Source organism: Symploca atlantica LB2515, from assembly GCF_052546295.1.
Genome location: NZ_JBQWMT010000001.1, coordinates 1,575,621 through 1,592,761, shown reverse-complemented (window position 1 = coordinate 1,592,761; position 17,141 = coordinate 1,575,621). Strand labels below are relative to the sequence as shown.

Sequence of the window (17,141 nt, the reverse complement as noted above, 5' to 3'; positions counted from 1 at the left end):
CTACTTATACTGAATCCTCGGATCCAAAAGACCATAACAGACATCGACCAAAAGATTAATCATTACAAAAGCCATAGCCACAAAAATCACCCCACCTTGTACCACCGGATAGTCTCGCGCTAGAATCCCTTCGTAAACCCAGGAGCCAATTCCTGGCCAAGAGAAAATAGTTTCTGTAAGAATTGCACCACCGAGAAGTTTACCGAATTGTAGACCGATAATCGTCACTATAGGCAGCATGGCGTTCTTGAGCGCATGGCGAAAAATTACCCAACGCTCCAAAACCCCCTTTGCCCTGGCCGTGCGGATATAATCTTGTGAGAGGACTTCCAGCATCCCACTGCGAGTAATGCGAGCCAGGATTGCTAAAGGAATCGTCGCTAGAGTCAGAGCTGGTAAAATCAGGTGAGCCACTACATCTTGGAAAGCTTTGATATCTAGTCTGAGCAAGGTATCGATTAGATAAAAGCCAGTAATTGGTCGGAAGTTTAATCCCGCATCAATACTAATGCGCCCGCTGGGTGGTAGCCAATGGAGATTGACGGCGAATAGGTAAATTAACAGTAACCCCAACCAATACACTGGTAGGGAAACACCAAGCAAAGAGCCACTCATGGTTAAGTTATCCCAGAGGCTATTTTTGCGAACTGCGGCCAAAACACCTACCGGAATCCCCAAAATCAGAGCAATTAGCATTGCCACCAACGATAACTCAAAAGTAGCAGGCCAGCGGGTTTGAATTTCTTGAGCGATCGGAACGCCGCTGATGATGCTCTTGCCTAAGTCAAGGCGAAATATATCGCCCAAAAAGCTAAAGTATTGTAATAGCAGTGGTCTATTTAAACCTAACTGCTCCCTCAAAGCCTCGACTTGTTCCGGAGTGGCACGCTCCCCTAAGATGACTAAGGCTGGATCACCAGGAATTAAGTGCAGCAAGACAAAAACTAAAAGGGTGATGCCCAACAGCACTGGTACTAAATTGAGTAGGCGTCTGGCAATGTAGAGAGCCATAAAAGGTGATCAGGTTGCAGGTTTGAAGCGACTAAATTTTCTAGGATTGATAGACTCTTTTCAAGACGTTACCAGTTGCGAGATGATGGAAAATTTTCAGCAATTCTTCTCCCCCTTGTCTCCCTTTTCTCCCTTGTCCTTTATTCATCCCCTGATTGTGCAACACCCTTTTCCAGCCCATCAAAAACTTCTGAACCTAAGGGACTAGGATTCCAACCCTTGAGGTACTTACGTTTAGCTAACAAGGGTTGCGAGTGGACAATGGGTAGGCGCACAGCCTCTTGAGCCACAATTTCGTCCACCTTGGCATAGATTTTACTCCGTTCAGCCTGTTTCTTGGTGACTCGACCCTCATTCAAAAGTTCGAGGAGTGTCTCATTTTTCCAGCCTCCCAAGTCTAAAGTAGCCCCAGGACCAAAGTGGGGATAGTAAAAGTTATCTGGATCACCATAGTCACCCGTCCAGCCCAGCATAAAAGCTTGATAACCGGGGGGTTTGTTACGATCTTCAAGATATGCTGCCCAGTCTTTGGTTTGTAGATTGACGTTAATGCCGATCGCACTTAGTTCAGCGGCAAAGGCTTCAGCAATCGGTTTAGGATTAGGAAAATAGGGACGACTAACAGGCATGTAGAAAAGCTCAAGATCAAAGCCATTGGGGTAACCCGCCGCAGCGATGACTTGCTTGGCTCGCTCTGGGTTGTACTGATAGCCTGTTACTTGAGCTGACTGAAACTCCTGGAGTGAGGGGGGAGTAAAGTGAGCATCGTTTTTACCCAATTCATTCCAGAAAGCCTTGACAATTTCCTTGTAGTTAATCGCTATGGCGATCGCCTGACGCACTTCCGGTTTTGCTAGCGGTTCGTAGCTAGGGTTAAGGGCTAGGTAACCCACATTAAAAGAAGGGCGCAAGACAGATTCTAAGTTAGAATCGCTCTTAATTTCTGCCAACTGGTCTGGGGTAAGATCTACAGTAAAGTCAATTGTCCCAGCCCGCAGTTGAGCTAATCTTGCCGCCGGATCTTTGATAAAACGAACTACTAGTTGCTCTGACTTAGGCAAGTTTGGTTTCCAGTAGTTAGGGTTTTTCTCTAGCACAATACGATCATCTGTGCGCCATTCTTGGAAAATAAATGGGCCAGTTCCCACAGCCAAGGAAGAGGGTGTACCGTATTGAGCACCAGCTTGCTTAATTGCTTCTGGGCTAGCAATGCCAAAGTAACCGGAAGCCATGGCTGAGGGGAAACCTGCAAAGGGTTGTTTGAGGACAAATTTAATTGTAAATTCATCCTGGGTCACTACCTCTTGTAATAAAGATTCGGGAGTCCCCTTGTAACCCCCAAAAAGCTGCCCCCAAATCTCGTAGATTTTCCCCGCGTCGCGGTAGCCAAACTCACTCTGTGGATCCCACCAGCGTTCGATGTTAAACTTCACAGCTTCTGCATTAAAGTCTGTGCCATCGTGAAATTTAACTCCTTCTTGCAGTTTAAATGTCCAGGTTTTGCCGTCTTCAGAAGCCGTCCACTCCTTAGCTAGACTCGGCTGAAGATCGGTAGTACCGGGCTTAAAATCCACCAGGTAATTATAGATTTGTCGCTGCACAATAATTGAGTTGCCGTCGGTGATATTTCCCGGTTCTAGATTTACAGGCTGTCCGACGGAACCATAAACCAACGCCCCAGTGGGAGCAACTGCTGGGTTATTACTAGTTTGATTGGGGGAGTTATCGCAGTTTGAGAGAAATATTGCTAAAACAAAGGCAACAAATGCCAAAATAACTGAGTTAGAACGCCGACCAAGCCTCATTGCAACCGACTCCTGATTAGTTTATCGTCCATCTTAATTTTTCCAGGGCTGCATGGGACTGGTCTAACTACTTTTACTTTATCTGTCGTTTTTGTTTCTCAAAATAATGCTGATGAGACTCATCGGCTAAATAATAAGCTGAGGCTGGCTTAATTTCTGTGACAATAGCCTTATCGAACTTGCCAGATAGTTGGAACTGGCGCTTCGATTTTCTGGCGGTTTCCTCGTGCTGGGTATTGTGGCAGAATATCACAGAGCGATACTGTTCTCCTCTGTCTGCGCCCTGGCGATTTAGTGAAGTGGGATCGTGGATCTGCCAAAACACCTCCAGTAGTTCCTCATACCTGACTATTTCCGGGTCATACTCTACCTGAACCACTTCTGCATGACCCGTAATCCTCGATAACACATCAAGATAGCAAGGGTTAGGAAAGTGCCCTCCCATATATCCGACTGAAGTAGATTTTACCCCTTTAACTTGTGCAAAGGCTGCCTCTACTCCCCAAAAACAACCCGCTCCGAAAGTAGCTTTTTCCATTGTTATTTTTCCATTTTTTGGCTCACTTTCTCCAATTTACTTATAAAAAATAGCTATCTTCACTAAATTGTGAAAGCGGCATATTTTACAGCAATCCTCAAGGAGATGCTCCCTTATCTCCCTTATCTCCCTTATTCCTGTGAAATAGCCGACGAGCTTGTTTGCTGTATGCTCCGCCTCTCCCTTGTCTCCCTTTGTTGGAAAATCCAATAGGATTACTATATCCACCTCCATCTGTGGTTAATTTTTCTTACCCGTGAATCATTAAAGATAACTATAGTTATTAAAAGAAATCCGGCATCCAAGGCTCAGAGCCAGAGAACAACAACTTTGCCGCCAATAAAGCTTCTTTTGTTGCCTTCAGATAACCCATCAATTGCAATTGATCAGGGGTAAATAACCCACTGTAAAGAGGAGCCAAACCCCTGATATCCAGTTGTAGTTCCCCCTTACCTCCGGGGGTAACTTCACCTCGTCCCTCGGACACTTTCAAACAAAATTTACCGTTGTTAGCCGCAATTAAATCGTCTTTAACTTTCAAGTGCAATTGAGTTTCTATTCCCAGGGGATAACCTCGTTGTGCTAAAGCTAGAGGAAGATTAATAATACGCAGCATCCAGTGTTCTTTATTAACAATGTTCGCCGTTTGTTCAGGTAAGAGTAACATCCAAGGGTTAAGTGCTGAACTCTGCCAACGTACTTGATTAACCTGGGAGCGATGATCTGCAAGAAATGTCCAAAAACGCTTTGCGGCTGCCGTTGTTAGTACCGCCCAGTCTTTAAGATTAATCGTCAAGTTATTCGCTTGGCAATGTTGAGTGAAAATCCCATAGCCTTCAGGTTGGTTAGGTGAACCAATTACATAGGCATAGAGTATCTTTCCTGGTTGTGATGCTAACAATTGCTGCCAAATTGCTTGATTTCGATCTAAATTCCCATTATTAGCTTGTGCTTGCTGTTTGTAGATTTGCTCAAAAACTTCGTAGCTTACGGGGTTTACTTGATGCAGAGGAAGATGGCGTTCTCGGAGATTAATACTGGCGACAGGTAATTCCCAACGACATCTAATTCCACCTTGTTCGTATCCTACCTTTCTATATAGCCCTTGAGTTGCGGCATAGAGTACAGAAATTGGCACCTCTAAGCGATTGAGTTCTTGGAGCGTTTGACTCATTAAATAGTAAGCTGCTCCTGTGCCGCGATACTCTGGTGCAATGCCAACAGCGGCAATTCCTGCCATGGGTACTCGAAAACCACCGTACCATTGCCCCAGAGGATAAATTGCCAAACCACCAATCACTTGTCCTCCTTGACGGATCAGGCGGAAGTTTTCCCTACCAATAATGTCGAGGTAACGCTGAGCGTCAGTAGGTGGTGTACCGAAGCATTGAGAGTCAATTATCCCAAGCTGTTGCAGTTCTTGGGGGTTGGATACGGCACTATATTCAAGCTGGGATGCCATGATTAATTTGGGTTTATGCTACAAAAGCAATTAAAATTTAACACAAAGATAACCGACTTCAGCGAGTTATTTTGTTGTACTTTCTCGTGGTAGAACCATGAAACTCCTACTTCTTTTTTGTTTGCTTGAGGGCTGACTAAATAACAACAAAATTATTAATAAAAAGCCATCAAAAAATTAGGTAGCAAATAGGCAACTAAGGCTAAAATTATTTAGCCAGATAAACTAGATAAATAGACATAAAAATGTTAATGCTACTTTTTTATATAGGTGGACAACGATATGCACTTTCCAGTCAGCCGATTGTAGAGATAGTACCTTTAGTAGAACTAAAAAAAATGGCACGCTCGCCTAAATATGTTGCTGGTTTACTGCACTACCGCAACCAAATCATACCTGTAATTGACTTATGTCAACTGCTGGTGGGAAACTCTGCCTGTCCTCAGCTAAGCACCAGAATTATTATAGTTAATTATTGGAGCAGCAAGCAGATAACTTATCAATTGGGCTTAATTGCTGAAAGAGTTACAGAAACTCTGGATATCGAATCAACTGACTTTAAAAGAACAGAAGATATCGGAAAAAACACTTATAGTTTAGGGGAAATTGTTACAGATGAGCAAGGAATAATTCAATGTATTCGACTAGATTACCTGTTCTCCGAATCACAACAAAGATACCTGATGCCGGAGATCAACTAAAATTGAATCATCAGAACAATTAAAAAATGTTAAAGGAAAGCCTTATCTATGTCGCAGGCAGCAATTGAAGCTTTTCTTAGAAAAAAAATTGGTCTGGAAGTCCTCGCTATTGGTTCGAGTACCATTGCCCATATTTTACAGCAACGCTTGGCTGTTTGTGGTCTGCCTAACCTAGAAGTTTACCTAAGAAAACTGCAAACATCAACGGTAGAACTAGAGGCTCTAGTTGAAGATATAGTAGTGTCAGAGACTTGGTTTTTTCGCGATCGCGAAGCTTATCGTTACCTCAAGAAATATGTCCAGTTAGAATGGCAACCTTCCTACCCAAATAGTGTGCTGCGCATCTTGAGTTTACCCTGTTCAACCGGTGAAGAACCCTACTCCATTGCCATCACTCTTCAAGAAGCTGGATTAAACTCAAAAAATTTCAGCATAGATGCAGTTGACATCAGCCAAAAATCCCTGGATTATGCACGACGAGCTCTCTACACGAGGAATTCCTTTCGAGGAAACAATCTGAGTTTCCGAAAACATTATTTTTCGCAGACAGCAGATGGTTATCAGTTACTTGAATCAATCAGCCGTACTGTTAAATTCAGCCACGGTAATTTACTAGAACCTCAGCTACCGCTGTTGCAAAAACCTTATAATGTAATTTTTTGTCGCAACTTGCTAATTTATTTAGAGCAATCAGCGAGAGAGAAAGTTGTGCGTATGTTGGACAATTTATTGGTGGACAATGGGAGATTATTTGTTGGTTCTTCGGAAGCCATTCCCATATCATCAGCTAAATTTGTTGCCGTTAAGTATCCCCTAGCTTTTGTCTTTCAAAAAATAGCAGAAAAACCAGACAAATTAGAAAAAATAGAGCCAGTTTGCCTACAGAAAAAACCGAAAAATAAGGCCACTAAAACTGATAAATTTCCCAGCAAATTCCCAGACTTGGAGATAACTAAGTCTGGACGATCAGGGGACTCTTTAGTTAACCAGAAACTTCAAGAAAATTTGTCTTCATCATATCGCATACCACCAAATTATCCTCGATTAACCAAGGACAGCAAACCTAGAGAAACAACACTAGAAACTGCTAGAAATTTAGCAGATCAGGGGCAGTTAAAACAGGCTATCACCCTATGCGAAAACTATCTAAGCCACAATCGGTTCAATGCTGAAGCACATTTTTTGTTTGGTCAATTGCTTCAAGCTAAAGGCAATGAGCGAGAGGCGACAGAACACTTTCGTAAGGCAGTTTATTTAAAACCAAACCACTACGAGGCGCTGATTCACCTTGCATTACTTCAAGAAACTCAGGGAGACTTCAAGGGTGCAGCTATTATACGGCAGCGTCTTCAAAGACTGCGCAAGAGCCAGAGTAGTTATACTACTTAATTACTAGAAATTTTATCAAAAAGTGGTTGTAATGCTCAGAAAAATTAAACTAGATCAACTAGTGCTTCTAGGCTTTGGTGTTATTGTTTTAGTAACAACTGTGAGTGCTGTCATCACCAAAATAGGGGCAACTGCCTTAACAAATTCTTTTGACTTGGTCTCTAAAAGCTATAAAATTAAATCAGATTTGGATCAAATAGAGCAACTAATAACTGATGCTGAAACAGGTCAACGTGGCTTTGTTTATACCAACAGAGAAAATTTTCTCGAACCCTATAACAAGGCAACTCAAAAAATAGAAAATGTTTTTGCAGACCTGAAAGAGAAAATTGAAAATAATCCTGAGCAGCTATCAAAATTTGACCAGCTTCAAGAACTATCTCAACAAAAAATAGCTGAAACAGCCACAGCAATTGCTTTAAAAAGAGAGGGAAATGATCAAGAATTAAGAGCTTTAATCTTGTCAGGTCGAGGCAAGCAACTCATGGACAGTGTTCGAGAAAAACTTGCGGAAATGTCTCAGGTTGAAGACAGACAATTAGTGGAAAGACAAAGGTTTGTTACTCAAGCTAAAAATCTTTTAAGTTACTTAACTTGGGTGAGTGTCCTAGCTGTTATAGTTATTGGCTTATTGATTTCATTTATCATTGCTCGTATCGTCAAAAACTCCTTACAAGTTGCGGTAGAAGCAGCAGAAAAAGTCTCTGCTGGTGATCTAACTAGCAAAATTGAGGCCACTTCTAATGATGAACTTGGTAAATTACTGACTGCCTTTGGTGGTATGACACAAAGCCTGAATTCCCTAATCCGACAAGTGCAACAATCTGGTATTCAAATCACCACTTCTACTACAGAAATTGCCGCCAGTGGTAGGGAATTAGAAGCCGCAGTTGCCCAACAAGTCGCCTCAACTAATGAGGTAGTTGCCACCGCACGGCAAATTGCTGCTAATTCTGAAGAACTGGTGCAAACAATGGATGAAGTTACCGAACTTTCCCAAGGTGCCACCATAGCAGCAAGTGATGGTCAACAAGACCTGAGAAAAATGCAAAAAACGATGGTTCAGTTGGCTGATTCTACCAGTTCTATATCAGCTAAATTGGGTGTTATTAGTGAAAAAGCTAACAATATTAACAGCATCGTTACCACAATTACCAAAGTTGCTGACCAAACAAATTTACTCTCCCTCAATGCAGCCATTGAAGCCGAAAAAGCCAAAGAATATGGTTTCGGTTTTGCCGTAGTTGCTAAAGAAATCCGTAGACTAGCAGACCAAACGGCCGTTGCTACCTTAGATATAGAAGACATGGTTAAAGAGATGCAATCTGCTGTTTCAACGGGAGTTATGGAAATGGATAAATTTGCCAAAGAAGTCAGTCAAGGTGTTGAAGATGTGGGCAATATTAGTCTGCAAGTTGGACAGATTATCCAACAAGTACAAGCCTTAAATCCCCGTTTTGAAACAGTCAATGAAGGGATGAATGCTCAGTCTCAAGGAGCTCAACAAATCAGCGAGGCAATGCTTCAATTAAGAGAAGCATCAACCCAAACAGCCGAAGCTTTGCGTGATACCAACCGGGCGATTGAACGCTTAAATGATGCCGCGCGCCGTCTACAGCAAGAAAATGCTCGCTTCAAACTCAGTAATAGCAACTAAAGATGACTACCAACTGCTGGCGTAAAATTGGTATCTGGGGTGATCGCTCTTGCCCAAAACTAGAAACTCAGATTCACTGTCGCAATTGTCCTGTCTACTCAGCAGCAGGGCGCACATTACTAGAACGTGAAGCACCCGCAGGTTACCAGCAGGAGTGGACTAGTCTGCTGAGTAAGACTAAGCAGGAAGAAAATGCCAGCATAACCTCAGTGAGCATTTTTCGTTTAGGCAGGGAGTGGCTAGCACTAGCTGCACCAGTATTCACCCAAGTAACACAGCCTTCACCCGTCCACACTTTACCTCATCGCAGCAATAAGATCCTTGTTGGTGTAGTGAGTATTCGGGGTGAAATCCAAATTTGCATTTCCCTAAGCGCCCTTTTAGAACTAGAAACAGTAGCACCTGAGCGTTCTGTTAGCCCGATTATCTATAAGCGAATGGTAATGATTGAAAAAGAAGGAAGCCGATGGGTATTTCCTGCTGATGAAATTTATGGCATGCACCAAATTGATCAAACAAACTTAGAGAATGTGCCTGCAACCGTTTCGCAAGCGACAGGTACTTTCACCAAAGCCATGATTAATTGGCAAGATAAAAGCGTGAGCTACTTAGATGATGAGTTATTATTTTACACACTCAACCATAGGGTTTTATAACAGCAAGAAGGGGGCTTTTGCCATTAATTAAGAGTCATTTCTTGAAGATTAAGGATTACTCAGATGGATATTTAATTTTGACTCTAACCGATGGCTAATCAGGATTTGAGCAATTTCTCGATGCGGGACTTATTCCGTATGGAGGTAGAAACCCAAGCAGCAGTACTCAACGAGAAGCTTTTGGCACTTGAGGCGAAGCTAAATCAGACAGAAGGAGCAGCCCCAGAATCATCGCTCGTCCTGGAATACTTGATGCGCGCAGCCCATTCTATCAAAGGTGCCGCTCGTATTGTACAAGTTGAGCCAGCAGTCAAAGTTGCCCATGCCATGGAAGACTGGTTTGTCGCTGCTCAACAAGAGGAAATTACCCTTTCAGCAAACCAGATAGATCTGCTTTTGCAAGGAGTCGATTTACTACTACGCCTTGCTCAATTCCCTGAAACCGACTCAGAAAAATGGCTCTCTCAACATAACACTGAAGTTGAGAATCTAGTCGGCGCGATCTCTGCCACATTAGTTGCAGATAATCATCCTGCTGTCGAGCCAGTAGTTAGAGAAGCCAACTTAGAAAGTAACCAGTCTTTCTCAGAAGAAATTGGACAAGCCTACATTGTCAAAAATCCGGGTGCCACCACAGAAAGTATCGAGGAGCCAGAAAAAACAGATTCTGCCCTAGAATTGTCCTCGTCACCCTCAGTGCCTCGTAAACCCCCACAAGTTACCCAGGAGACAGACAGGAGAGTACGCGTCAGCGCCGCCAACTTAAACTGCCTGATGGGTTTAGCGGGTGAATCCTTGGTAGAGGCTAACTGGTTACTGCCTTTTGCTGATTCTTTAAATGCACTCAGGCGGCGTCAGAGAGAACTCTCACAAGACTTGGAAAATTTGTTAACTAGTAATCGCCATGTTGATCAACGTCTAGAGGCGCAACTAGAACTCACTCGCCAGAAAGCCGATCAATGCTATCAAATTCTGGTTGAGCGCTTGAGTCAACTCGAAGTTTTTGCCCGTCGTTCTGCCGAAATCTCTGATCGCCTCTACCGCCAGGTTATCGCTACTCAAATGCGACCATTAGCGGATGGAGTTGAGGGTTTTCCTCGTATGGTGCGCGATCTGGCAAAAGAGCTCGATAAGCAAATCCGGTTTGAAATTATTGGCAAATCTACTCAAGTAGACCGAGATATTCTCGAAAAACTAGAAGCTCCCCTGACTCATCTGTTGCGTAATGCGGTTGATCACGGTATCGAGTCGCCCCAGGAAAGGCTGAGACTCGGCAAACCTGCTGTCGGAAACCTGCGCATTGAAGCCACTCACCAAGCAGGAATGTTGTTAATTACCGTTGCTGATGATGGTCGAGGGGTGGATATTGAACAACTGCGTCGCCATGTTATTAGTAAAGGCATGGTGGGTGTTTCAATAGCTGAGCGGCTCACAGAAACAGAGCTTATAGAATTTTTATTCCTACCGGGATTTTCTACCTCTAATCATGTCACCGAAATTTCCGGTCGTGGTGTTGGTTTAGATATCGTGCGCAGTATGGTGGAGTCGGTGGGGGGGCTGCTAAGGGCTGTGGCGCAACCCTTGGGGGGAATGACTTTTCACTTACAATTGCCCCTGACTCTATCGGTAATTCGTGCCTTATTAGTGGAAATTTCAGGAGAAGCTTATGCTTTTGCCCTGTCACGCATTGACCGGGTTTTGATGATTCCCAAAGCAGAAATTGCGGTGAGCGAAAATCGTCAATTTTTGCGGTTGGATGAGCAAAATATCGGACTGGTAGCAGCTCATCAATTGTTAGAGTTGCCTCCCTCCACCTCAGAGTTAGCCGTTTTACCAGTGGTTGTGGTGAGTGATTCTCCCAAAGGCACCACCCTCAATAGCGATCGCTACCGTCGTTATGGGGTAGTTGTAGAGCGGTTTTTGGAGGTGCGAGATTTGGTGGTCAGACCATTGGATCCGCGCCTGGGAAAGGTTCGAGATATTAGTGCTGCTGCCATGAGAGAAGATGGCTCTATCATTTTAATTGTTGATGTTGAAGACTTGGTTCGTTCTATAGATAGATTACTTGCTGGCGAGCAGTTGAGTACAGTTACTCAGGCAGGTGCTGTTTCTCTGGCTCAACAGTCCCCACATATTTTAGTGGTTGATGACTCGCTGACAGTCCGGGAAGTTGAGCGTAAGCTGCTCGAAAACCAAGGCTATAAAGTCGAAGTAGCCGTCAACGGTATAGAAGCTTGGAATGCCATTCGCACGGGTAACTACGACTTAGTAATTACAGATGTTGATATGCCCAGGATGAATGGAATTGAGTTAGTCAGCCAGATTAGGCAACACTCCTTTCTCAACTCATTGCCGGTGATTATTGTTTCTTACAAAGACCGTGAAGAAGACTATATTCAAGGTCTAGATGTGGGAGCTAATTATTATTTGACCAAGAGTAGTTTTCAAGATGATACCTTTTTGGAGGCAGTGATTGACCTAGTGGGCGAGGCGTAAATATAGCGCTTCTCGCGCTTGATAGCATGCATAAATTTTGTTGTGGGATCAGGGGGACAAGGGTGTATGGCACTTAACCGATGACTGCTATGTGTAGTGGCAAATCTCAAACTTCAGAGCGGATGCGAATAGCGATTGTAGATGACACGTTGATGGTAACAGAAGCTCTGCGACGTGTTTTGCAGACGGTGCCAGATTATGAACTTGCTTGGGTGGCGCGTAATGGTCTTCAAGCAGTTACCAAATGCGCTGAAGATACCCCCGATTTGATTCTGATGGACTTGGTGATGCCAGTGATGGATGGAGTAGAAGCAACTCGTCGCATTATGGCTAATTCCCCTTGTGCAATTTTGGTGGTCACAGCTTCTGTCAGTGGCCGAGAATCCAAGGTTTTTGCTGCCATGGGACAAGGAGCACTAGACGCTGTTGTGACACCAATTATGCACTCTGATGGCTCTATCCAGGGGGGAGAAGATTTACTCTCAAAGGTTGCTACTATTGGCAAACTACTCGGTAAATCGGGTAGTAAAAAATCTCAGCCTCCGGTTACTTGGCCGTGGGACTTTTCACCCAAGCCAAACTACCATTTAGTGGCTATCGGAGCTTCTACAGGAGGCCCAAGAGCTCTAGCAACAATTCTTTCTGGCTTAGATAAGAGTTTACCAGCAGCTTTTGTGATTATTCAACATGTTGATGTTAAGTTTGCCCCAGGTTTAGTTGAATGGTTAGATAATCAAACAAGTTTGCCAGTACAGCTAGCAAGTACCGGTTGTGTACCCAAGGTGGGAAAAGTTTTAGTTGCTGGTAGTAATGACCATTTAGTTATGCAATCAAATCAAAAGTTTGCTTACACCAAGAACCCTAGGGATTATCCCTACCGTCCCTCTGTTGACGTTTTTTTTAAGAGTTTATCGTTGCACTGGCAAGGTCGAGGAGTTGGGGTGCTACTAACAGGTATGGGACGAGACGGAGCCAAAGGTTTGGCACTTTTGCAGTCTACAGGTTGGCAGACAATTGCTCAAGATCAAAAAAGCTGTGTCGTTTATGGAATGCCCAAGGCGGCGGTAGAGTTGGGTGCTGCAATGGAAGTCTTGCCAGTTGAGGAGATTGCTACAGCTATAATCAAAGTCTTGGGAAGATAGTTATGTTGTCTATAATCTCAAAAAATACTCCTCTGGTTAGCTGTTAATTTTTCCGTAGTTAGATAATATCGCCCTAAGCAGGGTACTAACTATAACCATCAACTAGATTTTTCCGAGGCTATACAGTTGCGGTCAACAGGCTTTATCAATTTCCCCGAAAGCAAATAAGATTATTATGGTTAGTCAGGATGGCTCAGCTAGCCCATCAGCTTCATCTTTGAAAGAATATCCCATCACAGTTTTACTCATTGATGACCAGCCCATGATTGGCGAAGCCGTAAGGCGTATGCTGGCTCCTGAAGAGGATATTACTTTTCATTACTGTAGCGACCCTATTCAAGCGCTTCAACAGGCTACAGAGACTAACCCCACCGTTATTTTGCAAGATTTAGTCATGCCAGAGGTGGATGGTTTACTGCTACTGCGCTTTTTTCGAGCCAATGAAAACACCTCGGAACTGCCAATCATCGTACTTTCAGTTAAGGAAGATGCCAAACTTAAGGCCGATGCTTTTACAGCAGGTGCTAATGATTACTTGGTTAAATTGCCCGATGCCGTTGAGCTAATTGCCCGTATCCGCTACCATTCCCAAGCTTATATCAACCGACTACAAAGAGACGAAGCGTATCAAGCCAGCATCGAAAGTGAACAGCGCCTCCGCAGAGTGTTAGAAAATATGCCTGTGATGATGATGGCGTTTGATGTCACAGGCACTATTATTGTCTGGAACGGTGAATGTGAGAGAGTTACAGGCTATACAGCCGCTGAGATTGTCAACCATCGCCACGTCCGGGAACTGCTGGCTAACAGCAGTAATTCAGTGGTTGAACCATCAGTCTCCCAGGAAAATTCAACTACTGTTTCTCGGCTGTTGACTCCGGACTCCTCGGAATGGGAAATAACTTGTAAAGACGGTAGCCTTAAAACAGTAGCATGGTCAAACCTTGGCGATCGCTTTCCCATTCCTCGTTGGGCAGGATGGGGGATTGGTTTAGATATTACCGAGCGCAAACGGGCTGAGATTAGCCTAACTAAAGAGTACCAACAACTGAGAAAGGTGATTGATAATGCTCCGATAGCTATGGCAATGTTGGATACTCAAATGCGTTATCTTGCCTACAGCAATCAGTGGCTAATTGAGAGTCAATTACCAGTTAATTCTCTTTTAGGTAAATGTCATTATCAGCTTTTACCAAAACAAAGAGAGAAGTATCAAGCTATCTATCAGCAAGCTCTACAAGGACAATTTCTTTCTTGTGCTGAAGATCAATGGGAGCGTAGTGATGGTACAGCATATTATTGCCGTTGGGCTATCCAACCTTGGTACACTCCAGAGAATCAAGTGGGCGGCGTTATTATTGTTAACCACCCCATTAATGAATTAGTAGAAGCACGAGAAGCTGCTTTAGAAACCAGCCGGACAAAATCTCAGTTTCTCGCCAATATGAGTCACGAAATCCGTACCCCGATGAACGGAGTGCTCGGTATGTCAGAGTTATTGCTACAGACTGAACTCGGTGGTAAGCAGAAAGATTATGCTAAAACTATTAGCACCAGCGCTAAACATTTACTCAGTTTGATTAATGATATCCTCGATTTTTCTAAGCTAGAAGCGGGGGAAATGCATTTAGAAAATATCAATTTTAATTTGCCTGAGTGCGTTAAAGAAAGTGTAAGTTTGATGACTTTGCCTGCCCAAAACAAAGACATCAAAATAATTACTGAATTTGATATAAATTTACCGGAAAGAGTACACGGTGATCCTGGTAAATTGCGTCAAATTTTACTTAATTTAGTAAGTAACGCGATTAAATTCACGCCGCAGGGCGAGATAAAAATTCAGACTAATTTGCAAAGTGAAACCCAACAAGATTCCACCATATACTTTGCTGTTACTGATACGGGTATTGGTATTCCTCCTGAGGCACTGCCCAAAATTTTCAAATCCTTTTCTCAAGTAGATGCTTCAACCAGTAGAGAATATGGCGGTACTGGTTTGGGATTAGCTATTTGCCAACAATTAGCATCAATTATGGGTGGTGAAATTGGTGTAGATAGCTTAGTCAATCAAGGTTCAACTTTTTGGTTTACAGTTAAGCTAAGTAAACCTTTATATCACCAGGGTATTGCTACTTCATCAACAGGAAAAACAGATAATTTATCTGATCAAGACATTGAAGATGCTCGCCAGCCAGCAAATATTCAGAAAAAGCTAAAAATTTTGGTCGCAGAAGATAACCTGATTAATCAAACTGTGATTTTGAGCCAACTGCAAACCTTGGGTTACGAAGCGGAATGTGTAGCCAATGGTTCGGAAGCCTTGGAGTTATTAGAAAAGCAAGATTACGATTTGGTTTTGATGGATTGCCAAATGCCCGTGATGGATGGCTACAGCGCAATCCAGGAGTTACGTCGCCGCGAGAGAAATCAAGAGCATACAGTGGTGATTGCCTTGACTGCTAATGCCATGTTAGCTGATCGTCAAAAATGTTTGGGGGCAGGCATGGATGACTATTTAAGTAAGCCGCTTGAACAAGGGGATTTAGCCAGAGTAATCAGACGCTGGACAACTCAAGGTTCAGTCAGCAACACTAATCAAGCAAAACTGGAGCAGATTACTCCTCAAGAGCAGCTACCCAATGTCGAAAAAGAAGCGATCCCTCAACACGAAACTTCTCCCCTCATTGACTTTGAGCGTTTGCAGAGAATCTCACGGGGTAAGGTTGCCAGACAACAGAAACTCCTGGAAATTTTCCTTAATTCAGCGGCCCAGGATGCGATCGCTCTAGAAGAGGCGATTCTCAAGCTAGATTATGCTCAAGTAGCATACTACGCCCATCGTCTTAAAGGTAGCTCGGCTAATGTCGGCATTCCCCCTTTGTTAGCGCTTGCTAAAAAACTTGAAGTTATGACAAAGCAACAGTCTCTCGAAGGGGCCACAGAAATTGTAGCTTCTTTGCAGCAAGTCATGGAACAACTACAGGTAGCCGTGAAGGCTTTCGTTTAAGTAATCCTGCAATTATCACCTCTTTTCACAATAAAATTTTTCTTCAGCTTATCCGGATTTGTCAGAGATTTCTGAGATCACAGGAATAGGTAACAAACGAAGTTGAGCTAATACTATCTCCTGCTGCCTCTCTATTACGGGCAACAGGACACTAATTGGTAACAGTTGCAGAGGAATTTACTAAGCAACCGAGAAAAGAAAATCGTAGGTGATCTTCGCCTACAATATAAACTTCTTTCTCCTTTACACTTTCTTTTGATACAGCTTATTACCCTTTAGCCAGTATGCCCAATGACGTTTAAGGACTTGATATGATACTGATGCTCTCCAGGTTCAGCTGACTTGGTGTGCGATGTGAGTGAATAGTCTTTGTATAAATTGTCTCGTGTAAAGATGTGTGGGATGTGAGGAGATAGACGTAATGCTATGCAAGGGTCCAGCTGTGCTAGAGGCACCCGAACAATTTACCGTTTTAGGACTACCGGTTCACTTATTAAATGACTACGGCAACTGGCTAGGGAGTCGCCTCAGCCAAGGGATAGGGACTCATGTGATCACGCTCAATGCAGAAATGACCATACAAGCAGAGCGTCACGAAACTCTAGCTCAGATTATCCGCCAATCAGAATTAGTAATTCCAGATGGCGCTGGAATCATACTTTACTTGCGGCTGCGCGGTCAACGGCGGCGGCGCTGTCCAGGAATTGAACTAGCGGAGTCATTATTGCAGCAAGCGGCTCAATGGGGGGCATCTTGCCCAGTCTTTTTCTATGGTGGTGCCCCCGGTGTAGCTGCACAAGCCGTTAAAAATTGGCAAGAACAACTTCCCCAACTAGCTATCCAGGGAGTTACTGATGGCTACATTTCAGAGGAGGCTCAACAAGAATTACAGCACACCCTCCAGAAGAAGCAACCCAGACTGATTTTGGTGGGCTTGGGTGTGCCTCGCCAGGAGTTATGGATTGCCCAACACCGACATTTGTGTCCCCAAGCGACTTGGATGGGTATCGGTGGCAGCTTTGATATCTGGGCTGGCAATAAATCCCGTGCGCCGGCTTGGTTGGGTGATAATCACCTGGAATGGCTTTACCGGCTTTATCAAGAACCCTGGCGCTGGCGACGGATGATGGCTTTGCCTCATTTTGCCCTCAAGGCTTTAGCTCAGCTGCGAGCATAAGCTAAGGTGAGATTTGAGATCCGCAAAAACTCTCTGTATCTCCTGCATGCCCCAAAAGCATAACTCTAGTATTGCGCCACGCTCTGCTTTCTGGGCAGGG

12 protein-coding genes are annotated in these 17,141 nt (G+C 43.8%); 8 read left to right on the top strand and 4 right to left on the bottom strand.

Annotated elements, in window-relative coordinates:
* The 4 genes from ACT7WV_RS06830 to ACT7WV_RS06815 all read right to left on the bottom strand — a co-directional run bounded on the left by ACT7WV_RS06830 (window position 1) and on the right by ACT7WV_RS06815 (window position 4,816).
* The gene (locus tag ACT7WV_RS06830) at window positions 1-1,011 is read right to left on the bottom strand and encodes an ABC transporter permease (protein WP_445102184.1); all 1,011 of its coding nucleotides are present in this window, start codon (window positions 1,009-1,011) and stop codon (window positions 1-3) included.
* A 140-nt stretch (window positions 1,012-1,151) separates the two neighbouring features.
* On the bottom strand, window positions 1,152-2,816 hold the full coding sequence (locus tag ACT7WV_RS06825) for an ABC transporter substrate-binding protein (RefSeq protein ID WP_445102183.1): 1,665 nt from the start codon (window positions 2,814-2,816) through the stop codon (window positions 1,152-1,154).
* 73 nt (window positions 2,817-2,889) lie between these two features.
* Window positions 2,890-3,354 (bottom strand): peptide-methionine (S)-S-oxide reductase MsrA, encoded by a 465-nt coding sequence (gene msrA / locus ACT7WV_RS06820; RefSeq protein ID WP_445102182.1) that lies wholly within the window; start codon window positions 3,352-3,354, stop codon window positions 2,890-2,892.
* A gap of 283 nt (window positions 3,355-3,637) precedes the next feature.
* On the bottom strand, window positions 3,638-4,816 hold the full coding sequence (locus tag ACT7WV_RS06815; RefSeq protein ID WP_445102181.1) for a GNAT family N-acetyltransferase: 1,179 nt from the start codon (window positions 4,814-4,816) through the stop codon (window positions 3,638-3,640).
* Window positions 4,817-5,061: 245 nt separating this feature from the next.
* Between ACT7WV_RS06815 and ACT7WV_RS06810 the strand changes: the two genes are divergently transcribed.
* The 8 genes from ACT7WV_RS06810 (at window position 5,062) to ACT7WV_RS06775 (ending at window position 17,041) form a co-directional block, all read left to right on the top strand.
* Window positions 5,062-5,517 carry a chemotaxis protein CheW gene (locus ACT7WV_RS06810; protein ID WP_445102180.1) on the top strand — a complete coding sequence of 152 codons (456 nt, stop codon included), beginning with the start codon at window positions 5,062-5,064 and terminating at the stop codon, window positions 5,515-5,517.
* A 48-nt stretch (window positions 5,518-5,565) separates the two neighbouring features.
* Entirely contained in the window at window positions 5,566-6,906 is a 1,341-nt protein-coding gene (locus ACT7WV_RS06805; protein WP_445102179.1) for a CheR family methyltransferase, read from the top strand.
* A 31-nt stretch (window positions 6,907-6,937) separates the two neighbouring features.
* Window positions 6,938-8,563 (top strand): methyl-accepting chemotaxis protein, encoded by a 1,626-nt coding sequence (locus ACT7WV_RS06800; protein ID WP_445102178.1) that lies wholly within the window; start codon window positions 6,938-6,940, stop codon window positions 8,561-8,563.
* 2 nt (window positions 8,564-8,565) lie between these two features.
* Window positions 8,566-9,219, top strand: coding sequence for a chemotaxis protein CheW (locus tag ACT7WV_RS06795; RefSeq protein WP_445102177.1), 654 nt, complete (start codon window positions 8,566-8,568; stop codon window positions 9,217-9,219).
* Window positions 9,220-9,309: 90 nt separating this feature from the next.
* Window positions 9,310-11,715, top strand: a complete 2,406-nt coding sequence (locus ACT7WV_RS06790) for a hybrid sensor histidine kinase/response regulator (protein WP_445102176.1) — start codon at window positions 9,310-9,312, stop codon at window positions 11,713-11,715.
* Window positions 11,716-11,837: 122 nt separating this feature from the next.
* Window positions 11,838-12,857, top strand: a complete 1,020-nt coding sequence (gene cheB / locus ACT7WV_RS06785; protein WP_463424226.1) for a chemotaxis-specific protein-glutamate methyltransferase CheB — start codon at window positions 11,838-11,840, stop codon at window positions 12,855-12,857.
* 175 nt (window positions 12,858-13,032) lie between these two features.
* Window positions 13,033-15,864 (top strand): response regulator, encoded by a 2,832-nt coding sequence (locus ACT7WV_RS06780; RefSeq protein WP_445102174.1) that lies wholly within the window; start codon window positions 13,033-13,035, stop codon window positions 15,862-15,864.
* A 421-nt stretch (window positions 15,865-16,285) separates the two neighbouring features.
* The gene (locus tag ACT7WV_RS06775) at window positions 16,286-17,041 is read left to right on the top strand and encodes a WecB/TagA/CpsF family glycosyltransferase (RefSeq protein ID WP_445102173.1); all 756 of its coding nucleotides are present in this window, start codon (window positions 16,286-16,288) and stop codon (window positions 17,039-17,041) included.
* The last annotated feature ends 100 nt before the right edge of the window (window positions 17,042-17,141 follow it).

Excerpts from the sequence above, each read along its gene's own strand:
- ACT7WV_RS06830 (WP_445102184.1), bottom strand. The coding sequence starts at position 1,011 with ATGGCTCTCTACATTGCCAGACGCCTACTCAATTTAGTACCAGTGCTG.
- ACT7WV_RS06825 (WP_445102183.1), bottom strand. The coding sequence starts at position 2,816 with ATGAGGCTTGGTCGGCGTTCTAACTCAGTTATTTTGGCATTTGTTGCC.
- msrA (WP_445102182.1), bottom strand. The coding sequence starts at position 3,354 with ATGGAAAAAGCTACTTTCGGAGCGGGTTGTTTTTGGGGAGTAGAGGCA.
- ACT7WV_RS06815 (WP_445102181.1), bottom strand. The coding sequence starts at position 4,816 with ATGGCATCCCAGCTTGAATATAGTGCCGTATCCAACCCCCAAGAACTG.
- ACT7WV_RS06810 (WP_445102180.1), top strand. The coding sequence starts at position 5,062 with ATGTTAATGCTACTTTTTTATATAGGTGGACAACGATATGCACTTTCC.
- ACT7WV_RS06805 (WP_445102179.1), top strand. The coding sequence starts at position 5,566 with ATGTCGCAGGCAGCAATTGAAGCTTTTCTTAGAAAAAAAATTGGTCTG.
- ACT7WV_RS06800 (WP_445102178.1), top strand. The coding sequence starts at position 6,938 with ATGCTCAGAAAAATTAAACTAGATCAACTAGTGCTTCTAGGCTTTGGT.
- ACT7WV_RS06795 (WP_445102177.1), top strand. The coding sequence starts at position 8,566 with ATGACTACCAACTGCTGGCGTAAAATTGGTATCTGGGGTGATCGCTCT.
- ACT7WV_RS06790 (WP_445102176.1), top strand. The coding sequence starts at position 9,310 with ATGGCTAATCAGGATTTGAGCAATTTCTCGATGCGGGACTTATTCCGT.
- cheB (WP_463424226.1), top strand. The coding sequence starts at position 11,838 with ATGCGAATAGCGATTGTAGATGACACGTTGATGGTAACAGAAGCTCTG.
- ACT7WV_RS06780 (WP_445102174.1), top strand. The coding sequence starts at position 13,033 with ATGGTTAGTCAGGATGGCTCAGCTAGCCCATCAGCTTCATCTTTGAAA.
- ACT7WV_RS06775 (WP_445102173.1), top strand. The coding sequence starts at position 16,286 with ATGCTATGCAAGGGTCCAGCTGTGCTAGAGGCACCCGAACAATTTACC.